This is a genomic window from Erwinia sp. PsM31 (assembly GCF_030433775.1).
Taxonomy (GTDB): Bacteria; Pseudomonadota; Gammaproteobacteria; order Enterobacterales; family Enterobacteriaceae; genus Erwinia; species Erwinia aeris.
Window position 1 is genome coordinate 1 of sequence record NZ_JARUWZ010000015.1, and the last position, 12,854, is coordinate 12,854.

General features: G+C 57.1%; 11 protein-coding genes. 10 read left to right on the top strand and 1 reads right to left on the bottom strand.

Translation table 11 applies throughout. The annotated features are described in order from the left end of the window. From QCD69_RS13085 to QCD69_RS13110, 6 genes are all read left to right on the top strand, one after another. On the top strand, nucleotides 1-80 hold an 80-nt coding region (locus QCD69_RS13085; RefSeq protein ID WP_301252403.1), incomplete at its 5' end, for a hypothetical protein. A gap of 187 nt (nucleotides 81-267) precedes the next feature. Next, the gene (lon, locus tag QCD69_RS13090) at nucleotides 268-2,622 is read left to right on the top strand and encodes an endopeptidase La (RefSeq protein WP_125288434.1); all 2,355 of its coding nucleotides are present in this window, start codon (nucleotides 268-270) and stop codon (nucleotides 2,620-2,622) included. A 211-nt stretch (nucleotides 2,623-2,833) separates the two neighbouring features. Further along, nucleotides 2,834-3,106 carry a nucleoid-associated protein HU-beta gene (hupB, locus tag QCD69_RS13095; RefSeq protein ID WP_125288435.1) on the top strand — a complete coding sequence of 91 codons (273 nt, stop codon included), beginning with the start codon at nucleotides 2,834-2,836 and terminating at the stop codon, nucleotides 3,104-3,106. Between the two features lie 200 nt (nucleotides 3,107-3,306). Then, nucleotides 3,307-5,178 carry a peptidylprolyl isomerase gene (gene ppiD / locus QCD69_RS13100; protein WP_301252338.1) on the top strand — a complete coding sequence of 624 codons (1,872 nt, stop codon included), beginning with the start codon at nucleotides 3,307-3,309 and terminating at the stop codon, nucleotides 5,176-5,178. Between the two features lie 139 nt (nucleotides 5,179-5,317). Continuing rightward, entirely contained in the window at nucleotides 5,318-5,653 is a 336-nt protein-coding gene (locus QCD69_RS13105; protein WP_253455045.1) for a ComEA family DNA-binding protein, read from the top strand. Nucleotides 5,654-5,756: 103 nt separating this feature from the next. Then, nucleotides 5,757-6,158 carry an acyl-CoA thioesterase gene (locus QCD69_RS13110; RefSeq protein WP_125288629.1) on the top strand — a complete coding sequence of 134 codons (402 nt, stop codon included), beginning with the start codon at nucleotides 5,757-5,759 and terminating at the stop codon, nucleotides 6,156-6,158. Here the strand turns inward: QCD69_RS13110 and queC are convergent. Further along, nucleotides 6,150-6,845 (bottom strand): 7-cyano-7-deazaguanine synthase QueC, encoded by a 696-nt coding sequence (gene queC, locus QCD69_RS13115; protein ID WP_301252341.1) that lies wholly within the window; start codon nucleotides 6,843-6,845, stop codon nucleotides 6,150-6,152. The two genes, QCD69_RS13110 and queC, sit on opposite strands and share 9 nt — an antisense overlap. Nucleotides 6,846-7,416: 571 nt before the next feature. Here queC and QCD69_RS13120 point away from each other — a divergent pair. The 4 genes from QCD69_RS13120 to amtB all read left to right on the top strand — a co-directional run bounded on the left by QCD69_RS13120 (nucleotide 7,417) and on the right by amtB (nucleotide 12,844). After that, nucleotides 7,417-9,192 carry a SmdA family multidrug ABC transporter permease/ATP-binding protein gene (locus tag QCD69_RS13120; RefSeq protein WP_301252404.1) on the top strand — a complete coding sequence of 592 codons (1,776 nt, stop codon included), beginning with the start codon at nucleotides 7,417-7,419 and terminating at the stop codon, nucleotides 9,190-9,192. After that, nucleotides 9,179-10,933 carry a SmdB family multidrug efflux ABC transporter permease/ATP-binding protein gene (locus tag QCD69_RS13125; RefSeq protein ID WP_253455041.1) on the top strand — a complete coding sequence of 585 codons (1,755 nt, stop codon included), beginning with the start codon at nucleotides 9,179-9,181 and terminating at the stop codon, nucleotides 10,931-10,933. The genes QCD69_RS13120 and QCD69_RS13125 overlap by 14 nt, the downstream gene beginning before the upstream one ends. Nucleotides 10,934-11,183: 250 nt before the next feature. Continuing rightward, on the top strand, nucleotides 11,184-11,522 hold the full coding sequence (glnK, locus tag QCD69_RS13130; protein ID WP_125288441.1) for a P-II family nitrogen regulator: 339 nt from the start codon (nucleotides 11,184-11,186) through the stop codon (nucleotides 11,520-11,522). Between the two features lie 20 nt (nucleotides 11,523-11,542). Next, nucleotides 11,543-12,844, top strand: coding sequence for an ammonium transporter AmtB (gene amtB / locus QCD69_RS13135; RefSeq protein ID WP_370256072.1), 1,302 nt, complete (start codon nucleotides 11,543-11,545; stop codon nucleotides 12,842-12,844). The last annotated feature ends 10 nt before the right edge of the window (nucleotides 12,845-12,854 follow it).

Sequence of the window (12,854 nt, forward strand, 5' to 3'; positions counted from 1 at the left end):
ACGAGTCGGTTATCGCGGGCGAATCGGATCCGATGCTGATTTACGGCAAGGGCGAAGCGCAGCAGGCATCTGGCGAATAAATAACCACATCTTTCCAACCGGTTAGCGCAAATGGGGGAAATTTTTCCCCCATTTACTTTTCTCTCGCACATAACGTTGAATGTCTTACATTCATCCCCATATACTCAACTACCTGTGGGTAAAACTGCATGCCTGACGATTGCGGTTCCCCTCACCCTGGCGGAAATTAAACTAAGAGAGAGCTCTATGAATCCTGAGCGTTCTGAACGCATTGAAATCCCTGTGTTGCCGTTGCGTGACGTAGTGGTTTATCCGCACATGGTAATTCCGTTGTTTGTAGGCCGTGAAAAATCGATTCGCTGCCTTGAAGCCGCCATGGATCATGACAAAAAGATCATGCTGGTCGCACAGAAAGAGGCTTCAACGGATGAACCTGGCATTAACGATCTCTTCTCTGTAGGGACCGTAGCGTCAATTTTACAGATGCTGAAGCTGCCTGACGGCACGGTAAAAGTGCTGGTCGAAGGGCTGCAGCGCGCGCATATCACTACGCTCGCCGATAACGGTGACCATTTTACGGCTCAGGCGGAATATCTGGTTTCGCCTGAAATTGACGAGCGCGAGCAGGAAGTGCTGGTCCGCACGGCGATTAACCAGTTTGAAGGCTATATCAAACTGAACAAGAAAATCCCGCCGGAAGTGCTGACCTCGCTGAACAGCATTGAAGACGCCGCGCGTCTTGCGGATACCGTCGCGGCCCATATGCCGCTGAAGCTGGCCGACAAACAGTCCGTGCTGGAGATGTCCGACGTCAATGAACGTCTGGAATATCTGATGGCGATGATGGAGTCGGAAATCGATCTGCTGCAGGTGGAAAAACGCATTCGTAACCGCGTGAAAAAGCAGATGGAAAAGAGCCAGCGCGAGTACTATCTGAATGAGCAGATGAAGGCGATTCAGAAAGAACTGGGCGAAATGGACGACGCGCCGGACGAAAACGAAGCGCTGAAGCGTAAAATCGACGCGGCGAAAATGCCAAAAGAGGCGCGTGATAAAACCGAAGCCGAGCTGCAGAAGCTGAAGATGATGTCGCCAATGTCGGCGGAAGCAACGGTGGTGCGCGGCTATATCGACTGGATGGTCCAGGTGCCGTGGAACGCGCGCAGCAAGGTGAAGAAAGATCTGGTGAAGGCGCAGGAAACGCTGGATACCGATCACTTTGGCCTGGAGCGCGTGAAAGACCGTATCCTGGAATATTTAGCGGTGCAGAGCCGCGTCAGCAAAATCAAAGGGCCGATCCTGTGCCTGGTGGGACCGCCGGGCGTGGGTAAAACCTCGCTGGGCCAGTCGATCGCTAAGGCGACCGGCCGTAAATATGTCCGTATGGCGCTGGGCGGCGTGCGCGACGAAGCGGAAATCCGTGGGCACCGTCGTACCTATATTGGTTCTATGCCGGGCAAGCTGATCCAGAAAATGGCGAAGGTTGGCGTGAAGAACCCGCTGTTCCTGCTGGATGAGATCGATAAAATGTCCTCGGACATGCGCGGCGACCCGGCATCGGCCCTGCTGGAGGTATTGGATCCCGAGCAGAACATCGCTTTTAACGATCACTATCTGGAAGTCGATTACGACCTTTCCGACGTGATGTTTGTAGCGACGTCTAACTCCATGAACATTCCGGCACCGCTGCTGGACCGTATGGAAGTGATCCGTCTGTCGGGCTATACCGAGGACGAAAAGCTTAATATTGCCAAACAGCACCTGCTGCCGAAGCAGATTGAGCGTAACGCCCTGAAAGCGAGCGAGCTGACCGTAGACGACAGCGCCATCGTGGGTATCATTCGCTATTACACCCGTGAAGCGGGCGTGCGTAGCCTTGAGCGTGAGCTGTCTAAGCTGTGCCGTAAAGCAGTGAAAACGCTGCTGATGGATAAGAGCGTTACCCATATCGAAATCAATGCCGATAACCTGAAGGATTTCCTGGGCGTGCAGCGTTTCGACTATGGCCGCGCCGACAGCGAAAACCGCGTAGGACAGGTTACGGGTTTGGCATGGACGGAAGTGGGCGGCGATCTGCTGACCATCGAAACCGCGTGTGTGCCGGGCAAAGGCAAGCTGACCTATACCGGCTCGCTGGGCGAGGTGATGCAGGAGTCCATCCAGGCGGCACTGACCGTGGTACGCGCGCGTGCAGAGAAGCTGGGCATTAACGGCGACTTCTACGAAAAACGCGACATCCACGTGCACGTGCCGGAAGGCGCCACGCCGAAAGATGGCCCAAGCGCGGGTATCGCTATGTGTACGGCGCTGGTTTCCTGTCTGACCGGTAACCCGGTGCGCGCCGACGTGGCGATGACCGGCGAGATCACGCTTCGCGGCCAGGTTCTGCCTATCGGCGGCCTGAAAGAGAAGCTGCTGGCAGCGCATCGCGGCGGCATCAAAACCGTGCTGATCCCGGATGAAAACAAGCGCGATCTGGAAGAAATTCCGGACAACGTAATTGCCGATCTGGATATCCACCCGGTGAAGCGTATCGAAGAAGTGCTGACCCTGGCCCTGCAAAATGCCCCATACGGCATGCAGGTTGCCACGGCGAAATAGTGATATAAGACAAAAAGACCCTAAATCCAGAGCTGGCAGACGAATTCGTACTTGCCAGCTTTTTTTTGTGCCGTTAATTTAGGGGGCTGTTAAGCCGGTGAAGGTCTGAACAGGCCCTGCTTTTACGACTCGACAAACAACGATAATTGATGCGTGCTCGTAACGGGGGGAAGCCCGTTTGCGAAGTAAATAATAAAGAGGGGATGATTGAGTGAATAAGTCACAGTTGATCGACAACATTGCTGCAAACGCTGATATCTCTAAAGCAGCGGCGGGACGCGTGCTGGATGCTTTTATGGAAGCGGTAACCGACTCTCTTAAAGCGGGCGACGAAGTGGCGCTGGTAGGGTTTGGCACATTTTCCGTGCGTGAGCGCGCAGAGCGTACCGGACGCAACCCGCAAACCGGTAAAGAAATTACTATTCCTGCGGGCAAAGTCCCGGGATTCCGCGCCGGTAAGGCGCTGAAAGACGCGGTTAATTAACGTCAGGCAAGCAATTTCTTCGGTGGAATGAGGACTGTCCTGACGTTCTCATGTACCATACGAGGCACATCACACTATGATGTGCCTTTTTTGTTTCAACGGTCGCAAGAGCCTGATACGCAGCGGCGTGGAGCGCCCCGGGAACGTGGGAAGCAAGCGCAAGGGTTTACATTCATAATACAGCGGAGTGTTGTCACACCATGATGGACAATTTACGCGCGGCGTCGAACCATGTCGTGCTCAAAATTATACTGGGTCTGATCATCCTCTCTTTTGTTCTGACCGGGGTGGGCAACTACCTGATCGGCGGCAATGGAGATTATGCAGCTAAGGTCAATGGCCAGGAAATCAGTCGCGCCCAGTTGGAAAGAGCGTTCAGCAACGAACGTTCACGTCAGCAGGAAATGCTGGGCGAGCAGTTCTCACAGCTGGCCAGCAATCCCGCTTATCTTCAGCAGATCCGCCAGCAGGCGCTTTCTCAGCTGGTAGATGAAGCGCTGCTGGATCAGTATGCGAAAGATCTGCAGCTGGCGGTTAGCGACGATCAGATCAAGCAGGCTATTTTCAACCAGCCGGCCTTCCAGACTAACGGCAAATTCGATAACGCCCGTTATCTGGCGATTATTAACCAGATGAATCTCACTGCCGATCAGTACGCTCAGGCGCTGCGCAAGCAGCTGACCACGCAGCAGCTGATTGCGGCGGTGACCCGCACAGACTTTATGCTGCCGGGCGAAACTGAATCGCTGGCCGCGCTGGTTTCTCAGGAGCGCCTGGTGCGTGAAGCGACTATTAACGTCGCGGCGCTGGCAGCGAAGCAGAACGTCAGCGACGAAGAAGTCAAAAACTACTACGAGCAGAATAAAAACAGCTTTATGGCGCCGGAGCAGTTCCGCGTCAGCTATATCAAGCTGGATGCGGCCTCGTTGCAGAAAGCACCGAGCGAAAGCGATATTCAAAGCTGGTACGACAGCCATCAGCAGGATTATACCCAGCCGCAGCGCAGCCGTTTCAGCGTGATCCAAACCAAAACCGAAGCCGATGCGCAGGCGGTTCTGGACGCGCTGAAAAAAGGTGGCGATTTTGCCGCGCTGGCGAAAGAGAAATCCATCGATCCTATCTCTGCCCGTAAAGGCGGCGATATGGGCTGGCTGGAGCCGGATACCACGCCGGACGAGCTGAAAAGCGCTAACCTGACGCAGAAAGGACAGCTGTCGGGCGTGATCAAATCCTCCGTCGGCTTTATCGTTGCTCGTCTTGATGACGTTCAGCCGCAGCAGATCAAACCGCTGGCGGCCGTACACGACGACATCGCCGCTAAGGTGAAACACGAAACGGCCGTCGACGCTTATTACAAGCTGCAGCAGAAAGTGAGCGACGCGGCCAGCAACGACAACGAGTCGCTGGCGAGCGCGGAAGAAGCGGCAGGCGTAAAAGCGGTGGAAACGGACTGGTTCAGCCACGACAATCCACCGGCCGAGCTGAATTTCAGAGCGGTAGAGCAGGCGATCTTTAACGGTGGTCTGCTGGGGGATAACGGCGCGCCGGGCAGCAACTCCGATATCATCACGGTTGATGGCGATCGTGCTTTTGTGCTGCGTATCGCTGCCCACAAGCCGGAAGCGGTTAAGCCGCTGGCCGAGGTCAGTGCCGAAATCGTAGCCACGCTGAAAAACCAGAAGGCGCAGGCGGAAGCGAAGGCCCAGGCGGAAAAACTGCTGGCCGATCTGCAGGCGGGCAAGGGTATGGATGCCATGAAGGCGGCTAATCTTAGCTTTAGCGAGCAGAAAACGCTGACGCGCAGCGGTCAGGATGCGGTAACGCAGTCCGCCTTCGCGCTGGCGCAGCCGACCAAAGACAAGCCTGTGTACGGCATCAGCGAGGACGGACAAGGCAACGTCGTGCTGCTGGCGCTGGATCAGGTACGCAGCGGCACGCTGCCGGAAGCGCAGAAGAAAGCGATGGTGCAGGGCATCACGCAGAACAATGCGCAGATCGCCTTCGAAGCGCTGCTGAGCAACCTGCGCAAAGAAGGCAAGATCAAGTACGGCGCAGCCGCGCAGGCGCAATAAGCCTCGCAAAAATCCTGCAAATTATTGCAAACCCAAAGGCCGCTTATGCGGCCTTTTCCATTTCTGTCATCTGCCGTTTGTGGCGCCGGTTGGTTGGGCGTAGCCTGACGTTGCTGTCAAACACATGGAGGAGAACAGCATGAAAACAACCTTACAGGCTTTATGTTTTACCCTGCTGCTGGGCGGCGCTTCGCCGCTGTACGCCGGGCCGGCCATCGATAACGTCAGCGCGCCGCAGGCCAGCGCGCAGCCGAGCGAGGAAAAGAAACCGCCGCAAAGCGAATCGGTCAGTATTAATCACGCCACGGCCGAAGAGCTGAGCGCCGTAATGAACGGCGTAGGGCTAAAAAAGGCGCAGGCTATTATCAGCTATCGCGAGCAATACGGCCCTTTTACGCAGATAGAGCAGCTAAAAGAAGTGCCCGGTATTGGTAATGCGCTGGTAGAGAGGAACCTGACCAAACTGAAACTGTGATCGCTTTCTCGACTTGTCGTTGCGGCCCCACGCATTCTGGCGTACGGGCTGCTACGCTGAAAGAGGTCATACCAGTCGGTATGGCCTTTTTTGGGAGAAGATTATGCAGATTACGATTAAGGTTCGCGGTTATCATTTGGATGTTTACCAACACGTCAACAACGCGCGCTATTTAGAATTTCTGGAAGAGGCGCGCTGGGCCTGGCTGGAAAAACTGGCCGCCTTTCGCTGGATGAATGATAACCGGCTGGCTTTTATCGTAGTCAATATTAACATTAACTACCGTCGCCCGGCGGTGCTGGGCGACGAGCTGGCGATTGCCAGCCATCTGGTGCAGCTGGGCGGGAAAAGTGGCGTTATCGGCCAGACCATCACGCTGCTGCCGGAGGGGGAAGCAATAGCCGATGCGACGCTGACCTTTGTCTGCATCGATCTGCGCACGCAAAAAGCGCAGCCGATCGTCGGCGAGCTGAAGCAGCGGCTGGAAGAGATGCTGTCAGCGTAGCCCGGTTTTGCGCTGCATCTCCTGCATCACCGTAGCGCTGTTAATCTGGTAATCGCGCAGGCCGTTGGCGCGCAGATGGCAGGCAGCGCATTCGCCGCAGCCGTCGCCCTTGATGCCGTTATAGCAGGTAAGCGTGTCGTTGCGCACCAGCGCCAGCTGCTGCCAGTAGTCCGCCAGCGCCCAGGTTTCGGCTTTGTTCAGCCACATCAGCGGCGTTTCAAAGCGAACCAGACGCGCCATACCCAGCTCCACGGCATGGTTCAGCGCCTTAACAAATTCGTCGCGGCAGTCCGGGTAACCAGAAAAGTCGGTTTCGCAAACGCCGGTAATTACCGCTTCGGCCTCAACCTGGTAAGCATAAATCGAGGCCAGCGTCAGGAACAGGATATTACGTCCCGGCACAAAAGTGCTTGGCAGGCCGCTGGCGTCGGGATCCCAGGCCGGAACGGGGATGCTGTCGCGGGTCAGGCTACTGACGGCCAGCTCGTTAAGCAGCGTGACGTCCAGCACTTTGTGCGCTCTTGCGCCCAGCGACTGCGCCAGCTCGCGAGCGATATCGATCTCTGCACGATGCCGCTGACCATAGTCAAAGGTCAGGCAGTGCACTTCGTCATACTGCTGCAAAGCCTGGATCAAACAGGTGGTTGAATCCTGTCCGCCGCTGAATACCACTACTGCACGTTTCATACTTTTTACCTCATTAATCTGTTGGGGCGTATGGTACTGCCTGACGTGGCATAAAAACAGGGGCAGGAGCCGCGCATGTTGGTTAGCCAGGCGAAGCCCGGCACGGCGTTGTGTTGCCCGCGCGGAAGCTGACAACATGGCTATAAACCTGACGGCAACGCCCTGGCGGCTCGGGTCGTTACGGTCATGCGTGCCAATGGTTCGTGAACAAAACGCTGTTTCTTCAGGTAACAACAGGCTGAACGTAACGCATTTACGGGAAAATCATTTACGCTATTCCCTGTAAACTACAGGGGCAACGGAGATTTATTCTTCTGCAGGCGCATACAAAAGATAAAACAGGGTCCAGGCTGTTTTTACGGCACCCGATAGCGGAACAAGGCCACCGTAAATTATGGCGGATGCCGCGTCTCTCATTACTCCGACATGCCGGAAACGCTTGAAATGGCCGGAACAGGAAGGCTATATTCGCGGCCGGGTCGCGCTGATGGCGGCGGTCCAGAGAAATAAATACACATTGGCGCTGCCGCTGAACCACGGCGCTCGCCCGAACCTGACCAGGACGTTTATTGTGCGACTTTTCAGCCAGTTGAGCTGGTACTTTATGCGTGAATGGCGCCGCTATCTTGGCGCCGTTTTTCTGCTGATTATCATTGCGCTGCTGCAGCTGCTGCCGCCGAAGCTTGTCGGTACTATCGTGGACGGCGTCTCCCATCAGCAGATGAGTGCTTCGCGCCTGCTGATGTGGGTGGGCGTGATGCTGCTCACGGCTATTGTGGTCTATCTGCTGCGCTACGTCTGGCGCGTGCTGCTTTTCGGCGCCTCCTATCAGCTTGCCGTCGAGCTGCGGCAGGACTTCTATCGTCAGCTCAGCCGTCAGCATCCCGAATTTTACCTGCGTCACCGTACCGGCGATTTGATCGCCCGCGCCACCAACGATGTGGATCGCGTGGTGTTTGCCGCCGGAGAAGGCGTGCTGACGCTGGTTGACTCGCTGGTGATGGGGCTGGCGGTGCTGGTGGTGATGAGCACGCAGATTAGCTGGCAGCTGACCCTGCTGGCGCTGCTGCCGATGCCGGTCATGGCGATAGTGATCAAACGCTACGGCGACCAGCTCCATCATCGTTTTAAGCATGCTCAGGCCGCCTTTTCGTCGCTTAACGACAGAACGCAGGAGAGCCTGACCAGCATTCGTATGATCAAAGCCTTTGGGCTGGAAGACCATCAGTCCGCACAGTTCGCCGATATCGCCCGCGACACGGGCCAAAAAAACCTGCGCGTGGCGCGGATTGACGCCCGCTTCGATCCTACTATTTATATTGCCATCGGGCTGTCGAACCTGCTGGCGATCGGCGGCGGCAGCTGGCTGGTCTGGCACGGTCAGATGACGCTGGGCCAGCTGACCAGCTTTGTCATGTACCTTGGCCTGATGATCTGGCCAATGCTGGCGCTGGCCTGGATGTTTAATATCGTCGAGCGCGGCAGCGCGGCCTGGAGCCGCATTCGCTCGCTGCTGGCAGAGGCGCCGGCGGTTGAGGACGGCAGTAAAACGCTGCCGGAAGATCGCGGCCAGCTGCAAATCGCTATCAGGGAATTTTGCTATCCTGGCGCGCAGCAGCCCTCGCTACGCCATATCAACGTTAACCTTAAGCCCGGCCAGATGCTGGGGCTGTGCGGGCCGACAGGCGCCGGGAAAAGCACGCTGTTAAGCCTGATCCAGCGGCACTTCGATATTGCGCAGGGCGACATCCGCTATCACGGTATTCCGCTGCCGCAGCTGCGTCTGGACAGCTGGCGTAGCCGCATGGCGGTCGTCAGCCAGACGCCGTTTCTTTTTTCCGACACCATCGCCAACAATATCGCATTGGGTCGACCTACGGCGCAGCAAAGCGATATTGAGCGCGCCGCGCGGCTTGCCTGCGTACATGAAGATATTCTGCGGCTGCCCCAGGGCTACGATACCGAAGTTGGAGAGCGCGGGGTGATGCTTTCCGGGGGACAGAAACAGCGTATATCTATTGCCAGGGCGTTGCTGCTGAACGCGGAAATCCTGATCCTGGACGATGCGCTGTCGGCGGTCGACGGCCGTACAGAACACCAGATACTGCATAATTTAAGAAAATGGGGCGCAGGAAGAACCGTGATTATCAGCGCGCACCGTTTGTCCGCCCTGACGGAAGCCAGTGAAATCCTGGTGATGCAGCAGGGCACGGTGGCCCAGCGCGGGCAGCATGAGGCGCTGATTGCCCAGGACGGCTGGTATCAGGATATGTATCGTTATCAGCAGCTGGAAGCCGCGCTGGACGAGGACGAAATCGCGAAAGGGGTGCCGCATGGCGAATCTTAATCAGCTCTGGCCCACGCTGAAACGCCTGCTGCGCTACGGTTCGCCGTGGCGGAAATCGCTTGGCCTGGCGATAGTATTGCTGTGGATAGCGGCGGTGGCGGAAGTGCTCGGCCCGGTGCTGGTCAGCTATTTTATCGATAACATGGTGGCGAAGCATTCCATGCCGCTGGGGCTGGTCACCGGGCTGGCCGTCAGCTTTCTCCTGCTGCAAATCCTGGCCGCCGCGCTGCACTACTGGCAGTCGCTGCTGTTTAACGAGGCGGCGGTAGGCGTAGTGCAGCGGCTGCGTACGGACGTCATGGACGCCGCGCTGCGCCAGCCGCTGAGCGCTTTTGATACCCAGCCCGTTGGCCAGATTATTTCACGCGTGACCAATGACACCGAAGTCGTGCGCGATCTCTACGTCACCGTGGTAGCCACCGTGCTGCGCAGCGCGGCGCTGATCGGTGCCATGCTGGTGGCGATGTTCAGTCTCGACTGGCGCATGGCGCTGGTGGCGATAATGATTTTTCCGGCCGTACTGACCGTGATGCTGATTTATCAGCGCTACAGTACGCCTATCGTACGGCGAGTGCGTAGCTATCTGGCCGATATTAACAACGGCTTTAATGAAGTGATCAGCGGCATGAGCGTGATCCAGCAGTTTCGTCAGCAGGCGCGCTTTGGTGAGCGGATGAGCGAAGCGAGCCGCTCGCACTATCTGGCGAGAATGGAAACGCTACGGCTGGATGGCTTTCTGCTCCGGCCGCTGCTCAGCCTGTTTTCCGCCATGATCCTGTGCGGGCTGATGCTGCTGTTTGGCTTCTCCTCCAGCGGCAGCTTCGAGGTTGGCGTGCTTTACGCGTTTATTAACTACCTGGGCAGGCTGAACGAGCCGCTGATTGAGCTGACCACCCAGCAGTCGATGCTGCAACAGGCGGTAGTGGCCGGCGAGCGCATTTTTGAACTGATGGACGCGCCTCGCCAGCACTATGGTCAGGATAGTCGGCCGCTGGCCTCGGGGCGCATTGAGATTGAACATCTGAGCTTCGCCTATCGCGACGATCGCAACGTGCTCAACGATATCAACCTTAGCGTGCCTTCGCGCAGCTTTGTGGCGCTGGTCGGCCATACCGGCAGCGGGAAAAGCACGCTCGCTAACTTGCTGATGGGCTACTACCCGGTGAAGCAGGGTGAAATTCGCCTGGACGGCAGGCCGCTGACCGGGCTCAGCCACGGCGTGCTGCGCGAAGGCGTGGCGATGGTGCAGCAGGATCCGGTGGTGCTGGCCGACACCTTTTTCGCTAACGTGGCGCTGGGGCGTTCGATAAGCGAAGAGGCGGTCTGGCACGCGCTGGAAACCGTTCAGCTTGCCGAACTGGCGCGCTCGCTCTCCGACGGTATCTATACGCGGCTGGGTGAACAGGGTAACAATCTTTCCGTGGGTCAGAAGCAGCTGCTGGCGATGGCGCGCGTGCTGGTCGCCTCGCCGCAAATTCTGATCCTGGATGAAGCGACGGCGAATATTGATTCCGGTACGGAGCAGGCGATCCAGAAGGCGCTTAAGGCCGTTCGTCAGCAAACCACGCTGGTGGTTATCGCTCACCGACTCTCTACTATTATCGATGCGGATACCATTCTGGTGCTGCACAGAGGCCATGCGGTAGAGCAGGGCAACCATCAGCAGCTGTTGGCGAAACAGGGCCGTTACTGGCAGATGTATCAGCTCCAGCTGGCGGGCGAAGAGCTGGAAGAAACGTAACACCGCTTCGCTGCACTAAAAGCAGGCGGCCGAGCTGATAAAACAGCAGCGATGCACAATTTCGACGCGTAACGCACCTTAATGGTGCGTTTTCTTTTTCCCTCTATGCTTAATGTCATCATCAGGCCGCCACGCGTACGCAATATCTGCCGCCGCGCCTTTTAAAACGCACGTTTCTGATTTATGGCACAGCCTTTGCTTTGGTTAACGCAGGGCGGAATCACCGTTTTCTTTAGCTGGAGGGGATCGTATGAAGCTGGTTACCGTGGTAATCAAACCGTTTAAATTAGAAGACGTGCGTGAGGCGCTTTCTGCCATTGGCATTCAGGGCCTGACCGTCACCGAAGTCAAGGGATTTGGTCGCCAGAAAGGCCATGCCGAGCTTTATCGCGGCGCTGAATACAGCGTGAACTTCCTGCCAAAAGTTAAAATCGATGTGGCGATAGCGGACGACCAGCTGGACGAGGTTGTCGACGTTATCAGCAAGGCCGCCTACACCGGCAAAATTGGCGACGGCAAGATTTTTGTCGCTGAACTACAGCGGGTTATCCGTATTCGCACCGGCGAAGCGGACGAAGCCGCACTCTGATCTCGGGGCTAAGAATTGTGATGGGATGGGATAAAATGAGAAAAATGACTACCTTCGGCCTCGCCAGCCTCAGCCTGTTGCCCTCGCTTGCGATGGCGGCACCGCCAGCCGTGGCGGACAAGGCCGATAACGCCTTTATGATGATTTGCACCGCGCTGGTGCTGTTTATGACGCTACCCGGCATTGCGCTTTTCTACGGCGGCCTCATCCGGGCTAAAAACGTCCTGTCCATGCTGACTCAGGTTTCCGTGACCTTTGCGATGGTGTGCGTTATCTGGATGCTCTACGGCTATTCGCTGGCCTTCAGCACGGGCAACGCTTTCTTTGGCGACTTCAGCATGGCGATGTTGAAAAACATTCAGCTGACGGCGCTGGTTGGAACCTTCTACCAGTATATTCACGTTTCGTTCCAGGCTTCATTTGCCTGTATTACCGTCGGCCTGATCGTTGGCGCGCTGGCCGAGCGTATTCGTTTCTCTGCGGTGCTGATCTTTGTGGCTATCTGGGTCACTTTCTCCTATCTGCCCATCGCGCACATGGTCTGGTCCGGTGGACTGCTGGCGCAGGACGGCGCGCTGGACTTTGCCGGCGGCACCGTGGTGCATATCAACGCCGCCGTTGCCGGTCTGGTCGGCGCTTACCTGGTCGGCAAGCGTGCGGGCTTTGGCAAAGAAGCCTTTAAACCGCACAACCTGCCGATGGTCTTCACCGGCACGGCGATCCTGTATGTCGGCTGGTTCGGCTTTAACGCCGGTTCGGCGAGCGCGGCTAACGAAATCGCGGCGCTGGCATTCCTGAACACCGTTATGGCGACCGCAGGCGCGATGCTGAGCTGGACGTTTGGCGAGTGGGCGCTGCGCGGCAAGCCTTCGCTGCTGGGCGTCTGCTCCGGTGCGATCGCGGGTCTGGTGGCGATTACGCCAGCCTGTGGCTATGTTGGCGTCGGCGGCGCGTTGGTTATCGGTATTATCGGCGGTCTGGCGGGCCTGTGGGGCGTTACCGTGCTGAAAAGATGGCTGCGCGTTGACGATCCCTGTGACGTGTTCGGCGTGCACGGCGTGTGCGGTATTGTAGGCTGCATCCTGACCGGCGTTTTCGCTTCTTCTTCACTGGGCGGCGTCGGCTATGCCTCTGGCGTAACGATGGGGCATCAGATTTGGGTGCAGCTCTATAGCGTAGGCATTACGGTGGTCTGGACGGGCGTGGTCGCCTTTATCGCCTTTAAGGTTGCGGATATGACGGTCGGCCTGCGCGTGACCGAAGATCACGAACGTGAAGGTCTGGATGTGAACAGCCACGGCGAAAACGCTTATAACCAGTAAGCCGACTCGC

Coding starts and splice junctions, on each gene's coding strand:
- QCD69_RS13105 (WP_253455045.1), top strand. CDS start 5,318: ATGAAAACAACCTTACAGGCTTTATGTTTTACCCTGCTGCTGGGCGGC.
- ppiD (WP_301252338.1), top strand. CDS start 3,307: ATGATGGACAATTTACGCGCGGCGTCGAACCATGTCGTGCTCAAAATT.
- amtB (WP_370256072.1), top strand. CDS start 11,543: ATGGGATGGGATAAAATGAGAAAAATGACTACCTTCGGCCTCGCCAGC.
- glnK (WP_125288441.1), top strand. CDS start 11,184: ATGAAGCTGGTTACCGTGGTAATCAAACCGTTTAAATTAGAAGACGTG.
- QCD69_RS13110 (WP_125288629.1), top strand. CDS start 5,757: ATGCAGATTACGATTAAGGTTCGCGGTTATCATTTGGATGTTTACCAA.
- queC (WP_301252341.1), bottom strand. CDS start 6,845: ATGAAACGTGCAGTAGTGGTATTCAGCGGCGGACAGGATTCAACCACC.
- lon (WP_125288434.1), top strand. CDS start 268: ATGAATCCTGAGCGTTCTGAACGCATTGAAATCCCTGTGTTGCCGTTG.
- QCD69_RS13125 (WP_253455041.1), top strand. CDS start 9,179: ATGGCGAATCTTAATCAGCTCTGGCCCACGCTGAAACGCCTGCTGCGC.